The organism is Brooklawnia sp. (assembly GCF_049651565.1).
In the GTDB taxonomy this organism is placed as follows: Bacteria; Actinomycetota; Actinomycetes; order Propionibacteriales; family Propionibacteriaceae; genus Brooklawnia.
In genome coordinates, this window is record NZ_JBASCI010000238.1 from 1 (window position 1) to 4875 (window position 4875).

The window sequence follows — 4875 nt, forward strand, 5'->3', positions numbered from 1 at the left end:
GGCCCGTTCTTCCACGGGACGCGCGCCGACGTGCGGCCGGGTGACCTGCTGACACCCGGCTGGGCGGCCAACTACGGCTCACGCCGGGTTGCACGGCACATCTACTTCACCGCCAGCCGGGACACCGCACCGCTGGCCGCCGAACTCGCCAGCGGCCCGGGCCGGCCAAGGGTCTACCGGGTCGAGCCGCTCGGGGCGATCGAGGACGACCCGAACGTCACCGACAAGCGGTTCCCGGGCAACCCGACCCGCTCGTACCGCACGCGCGAGCCGCTGCGAGTGGTCGAGGAGGTCTTCGACTGGGAGCCGCCACCACCGCAGCGGGTTGAACAGTTGCGCCGGGCGGGCGCTGAACTGGCTGAGCTCGGCATCGAGGCGATGGACGACTGAATTGCGCGTCCGTGGCGGCGGCCGTTCCACGATGCCAGCCGCACGTGGCTCAGCGGACCACCTTGATGTTGAAGATCGGGGTGCCCAGTGCACCCCACACCCGCAGCCACAGCGGCAGGTACATCTCGACGCCGCGGGCGGTGGTGATGTCGCCCAGGTCGATGACGTCGGTGTGCCCGAGACTGGTGAGCAGGTCTGTCACCACCGCCTTGGCGCCGGGGTCGTCGCCGCTGACGAAGACGGTGTGGTCACCGCCGGCGAGCTGGCCTGGATCAGCCTGCACGGCTGCGGTCATGGTGTTCAGCGTCTTCACTACCTTCGCGGCCGGGAATGCGCGCTGGATCTGCTCTCCCAGCGAGTCGGTCTCCTTGGTGAACAGGGTCGGCGGCATGCCGCCGGAGAAGTCCAGCGGGTTGGACACGTCGACCAGCACCTTGCCGGCCAGGTTCCCGGCGCCGGCCTGCGCCAGCGCGCTCAGGGACGCCGCACCATTGGTTGCGTTGACGATCAACTCCGCGGCCGCGGCTGCATTGGTGAAGTCGTGCAGCTCAAGATCCGGGTGCTCGTCCAGCCAGACCGGAAACGGGGAATCGCCCCAGGCGTCTGGCCCGGTCTGGGCGAGCGTGGCAGCCACATCCCTGGTGTCGATCACCACCTGATGGCCCACCGCTGCGAATCTTGCGGCGAGCGTCCGACCGACCGGACCTGTTCCCAGCACTGCGATCCTCATCGAAGTGCCCCTTCCTGTAATGTGGGCGGCTACTCGGCGGGCAGCGCCCCGGTTTCGGTGACCACGTGCGCGATCTCGCGCAACTTGCGGTTAAGGCGTTGACTGCTCTGGCGGAGCATCGTGAAGGCGTCATCCGAGGTCACCTTCCGGGAGTTCATCAGGATGCCGATGGCGGCGCCGATCACCCTGCTGCTCGCCAGGGCAGTGACCAGGTCGACTGCCTTGCTGGCGCTGGCGGCGTGGCTGAGCAGCGCCCGGGCGTGGGTGGCGAACAACGCCGCGGTGTCCACCGCCTCGACATCGAATGCGCCCGGCTGCGCTGCATAGAGATTGAGGGCCGCCCGCTCCGGGTGCTCACCGAGGTGCAACGACAGTACCGAGCGAACCGGCGTGTGGGCAAGAACCGCCTCGCTGAACATGGGCCAGCGCCAGTCGGTCGCCACGTCGGCCATGTGCACCACTTCCACGGATTCGGCAGCAGCGAGGCATGGCCCCTCGCCAGAGGTGAACTGCAATTGGTCGACCTCGCTCGCAATCCCGCCGGACGTTGCCAGGCTCCTTGGTTCGCGGTTCGTGGACCAGAACGTCAGCGCCGCCCAGTCGCACCCGGGGATGGCGCCGATGGCGAGATCGACCAACCGGCTCCAGGTGGCCTCCACGTCGCCGCTCGATCGCAGCTGGTGTTGAGGACGGCGAAGTTCTCGGCGATGTCGCCGTAGTCAATGGGGGTGTCCATGCTGGTCCTCCAGTGCCGGGGCAACGCTGGTAAGCAGGCGTCGGGCGGAAGCAGCGCTGACAACTGTGTTCCATGCGCACTTGGTAGAAGAATACCGATTGCGGCACGGCCGGGGCTCGGTTCCGGCTGGCGTTGCCATCCGGCAGCAAGAAATACTTGAAGCGACAACTGTCGTCGCATAGGCTGGTTGAAACCTTGAGTAACCGAACCACCCAGGAGGAAACCATGACCACTGTGAGCATCATCGGCCCCGGCGCCATGGGGCAGGCAATCGCCAGCGTCGTGAGCAGGGGCGGCAACGACGTCCAGGTGCTCGGGCGTGAGGACGCCGACACCCCGGTGCGGGGCGACATCGTCGTTCTGGCAGTGAACTACTCCGATGTCGACCAGATCGTCGCCGAGCGAGGTGACCAGCTCGCCGGCCGGGTCGTGGTCGACATCACCAACCCGGTCAATCAGGAGACCTTCGACGGGTTGGTCGTCCCGGCTGATGGCTCGGCGGCCCAGGAACTGTCCCAGAGGCTGCCGCAGTCCACGGTCCTGAAGGCGTTCAACACCACATTCGCCGGCACGCTCGCCGCCGGCACCGTCGGCCCGTTGACCACCACCGTGCTGGTAGCCGGGGACGACCAGACCGCCAAGCAGGCGCTCATCGACGTCGTCAAGGCCGGTGGCCTCAACGCAATCGACGCCGGCTCGCTGAAGCGTGCCCGCGAGATGGAGGCCTTCGGCTTCCTGCAGATCTCACTGGCCGCTGCCGAGAAGGTGGCCTGGACTGGCGGGTTCGGGATCGTCGCCTGACCGCGGCGTGACTCGCATGGGCGGGCGCTCGCCGTAGGTGAGCGTCCGCCACACCCACTCCAGCGGGCCGAAGCGGTAGCGTCCCAACCACCAGGCGCTCAGCGGCAGCTGCAGGGCGTAGATGGCCACGGTGATGCCCAGCAGCCCGGCAGCGCCCACCTGCTCGTACAGTCCGAACCCGATGCCGTAGAACAGCAGCGCGCAGACCAGTGACTGCAGGACGTAGTTGGTCAGCGCCATCCGGCCCACGCTGGCCATCGGAGCCAGGGCACGCGCGCCAGCCGGGCGCAGCGACAGCAGTGAGAGCCCTGCCACGTAGGCAGCCGCCAGCGTCGGCGCTCCCACCGTCAGCCCGAACGCCGACGTCCAGCCGTCGGTGAAGACGAACAGGACGTTGGCCAGCAGCCCAACCGGGAAGGCGACCGCCGCCACCCGGCGGGCGAGCGCCCGGTGCTCGTCCAACCGCTCGAAGATCCGGGATCGGCCTGCCAGCAGTCCGATCAGGAACAGCGCCAGCACGCTCGGCCCCTGCGACAGCGCGATGAAGACGAAGACCACCAGCGAGGCGATGAGCTGGAAGGTGAAGTAGTCGCCGATCGAGGAGCTGGTATACGCGGCCCGGGCCAGGTCGGCGAGCTGCATCTCAGCTCCGCCCGGGCTGCCGGTGTTCACCCCGGACTGCCCTCCCAACAGCCCCAGCGCGGCGAAGCTGAGCACGAACAGCAGCCCGGCGGCGATCAGCAGCGTCCGGTTGGACCGGCGACGGAACGCCAGCAGTGCGAACCCCCACAGGGCGTACATCCGCAGGATGTCGCCGCTCCACAGCAGAATGCTGTGCAGCACGCCGATGGCGAACAACACCAGCAGGCGACGCGGGTAGAACGAACGGATGTCCTTCCCCTTGGCCTCGGCGCGCTGCAGTTGCACGGCGAAGCCCAGTCCGAACAGGAACGAGAAGATGGTGTAGAACTTGCCCTCGGCGAACAGCTGGACGAACGCGTGCGCCGCCTGGTCGTACCAGGGCATCGGCGGGGGAACGTAGCCGGGGTAGAAGGACGGCGCGGCGAAGCCGCCGATGTTGACCGCGAGGATGCCGAGGACGGCGAAGCCGCGCAGGATGTCGAGAATCTGGATCCGCTCGGTCGAGCTGATCGGTTTCATTCGAGTGGCGGTAGCTGTGGTGGGGGACATGATCGTCGCTCCCTGGGAACCGGACGCCCGATCCGCGTCCGACGGTTGAGCCTGGGGCCACTCCACTGCCGTAGCGGGGATGGCCGGGGCGCACGCATGCATGCCGCAGCGGTGCGTCTTGACGCACAACAAGCGTAAATCGCAGGTAGCCGCCGGGGCAATAGCGTGGCCACCCCCGACCTCACCCTCAGGGGTGTGCCTGCTGGTGGGATGCCATTTCATCATCTAGCTATTCGCTGCTGCACCCGGTATTGACATCAGTCGGTGGCTGCTGGCCCGGCCGAAGACTCCACCCCAGACTCGCCGCACTCCTGGCCGGGGGACCTGATGGCCAACATCCTCGGAACTATCCAGGACCTCATCAAGGGCTGTCTCTCCGGGCAGCCCGGAGATCCGCCGCTGCCGACGATCCTTGTCCAGGCCAGCGACCAACTCGAGCCGCTGTTCAACCTGCAGCTCGAACCCACAGGTTCCGGGCTCGACCAGTGGCTGGCCCAATTCCGGGCGCTGACCCAGAACGACGACCTGCGCGAAACCCTCCTGGTCCGGCTGCTGCAGGTCAAGCTGCCCCGCGTAGCCGAAGCCCTCACACTGGTCGGCCTGGTCGACGCCGAGTGGGACGCCGACCGGCCCCGGTTGTTCCGGATCAACTGGCAGGTGCTGGACGCGTTCGGCCAAAACCCGGGTCGCCAATCACTGCTCGCACTGCTCGGCCGGGTGCAGGGGATCCCGGATGTCAAGGCGCTCCAGGTGCTGTTGCTGCTGCTCATCACCGGCCCCGACGAGCTGCTCGGACTTGAGTACCAGCGGCGCGGTTTCCTGGCCCTGCCGCAAGGAGAAGGCGTTTCGCTGCAGGACCTGATCGACCTGGTCAACTCCCCGATCTCGGTGCTGCTCGGTCCGGCGCTCGCCGCGGCGCCCGCAACACTTGCCCAGTTGGTGCCCGGGCCGCAGCCGGCGCCCCGCATCGAACTCGACGGCCCGGACGAGCCGTTCAACCCCGCCGCGCCCCTGGACGGCCTCGGCC

6 protein-coding genes are annotated in these 4875 nt (G+C 67.9%); 3 read left to right on the forward strand and 3 right to left on the reverse strand.

What is annotated here, in order from left to right:
- Positions 1 to 390: NAD(+)--rifampin ADP-ribosyltransferase (gene arr / locus WBL05_RS11375; RefSeq protein ID WP_424226014.1), on the forward strand; the 390-nt coding region annotated here is incomplete at its 5' end.
- 49 nt (positions 391 to 439) lie between these two features.
- Here the strand turns inward: arr and WBL05_RS11380 are convergent.
- Together WBL05_RS11380 and WBL05_RS11385 are read right to left on the reverse strand one after the other, a co-directional pair.
- Positions 440 to 1120, reverse strand: coding sequence for an NADPH-dependent F420 reductase (locus WBL05_RS11380; RefSeq protein WP_424226016.1), 681 nt, complete (start codon positions 1118 to 1120; stop codon positions 440 to 442).
- 29 nt (positions 1121 to 1149) lie between these two features.
- Positions 1150 to 1779, reverse strand: a complete 630-nt coding sequence (locus WBL05_RS11385) for an ANTAR domain-containing protein (RefSeq protein ID WP_424226017.1) — start codon at positions 1777 to 1779, stop codon at positions 1150 to 1152.
- Positions 1780 to 2081: 302 nt separating this feature from the next.
- Here WBL05_RS11385 and WBL05_RS11390 point away from each other — a divergent pair, with 302 nt between their 5' ends.
- A complete protein-coding gene (locus tag WBL05_RS11390; protein ID WP_424226019.1) occupies positions 2082 to 2657 on the forward strand; it encodes an NADPH-dependent F420 reductase in 576 nt (191 codons plus the stop codon).
- Here WBL05_RS11390 and WBL05_RS11395 read toward each other — a convergent pair.
- Entirely contained in the window at positions 2601 to 3818 is a 1218-nt protein-coding gene (locus tag WBL05_RS11395; protein ID WP_424226021.1) for a DUF418 domain-containing protein, read from the reverse strand. The two genes, WBL05_RS11390 and WBL05_RS11395, sit on opposite strands and share 57 nt — an antisense overlap.
- A 294-nt stretch (positions 3819 to 4112) precedes the next feature.
- Between WBL05_RS11395 and WBL05_RS11400 the strand changes: the two genes are divergently transcribed.
- Positions 4113 to 4875: hypothetical protein (locus WBL05_RS11400; protein WP_424226023.1), on the forward strand; the 763-nt coding region annotated here is incomplete at its 3' end.

What these genes read in the sequence shown, in the direction of transcription:
- WBL05_RS11380 (WP_424226016.1), bottom strand. Translation starts at nt 1,120, where the DNA reads ATGAGGATCGCAGTGCTGGGAACAGGTCCGGTCGGTCGGACGCTCGCC.
- WBL05_RS11395 (WP_424226021.1), bottom strand. Translation starts at nt 3,818, where the DNA reads ATGAAACCGATCAGCTCGACCGAGCGGATCCAGATTCTCGACATCCTG.
- WBL05_RS11390 (WP_424226019.1), top strand. Translation starts at nt 2,082, where the DNA reads ATGACCACTGTGAGCATCATCGGCCCCGGCGCCATGGGGCAGGCAATC.